The sequence below is a fragment of the Pseudoalteromonas sp. G5_S1_54_S4 genome (genome assembly GCF_054968565.1).
Map to the genome: position 1 here is coordinate 1 of NZ_JBQKUL010000169.1, position 205 is coordinate 205.

Annotated in this window: 1 pseudogene; it reads right to left on the reverse strand. The window is 42.9% G+C overall.

Annotation, left to right across the window (positions count from 1 at the left end):
• A pseudogene (locus ACTRWE_RS19400) lies at positions 1 to 205 on the reverse strand (IS3-like element ISPpr7 family transposase); the annotation flags it as partial.

The window sequence follows — 205 nt, forward strand, 5'->3', positions numbered from 1 at the left end:
AACCCATTCTCTTGCTCCGCTTATATCTTCAAATGCCTTTTCTGGGTATTCTGGGCGATACTTTAACGTTTTAAATAACGACTCAGAGTACGGGTTGTCATTACTTACTGATGGTCGACTAAATGATGGCACAATGCCTAACTCCTGTAATGTTGCCAACAATGTCGCGCCTTTCATTGGGCTGCCATTATCTGAGTGTAACGTG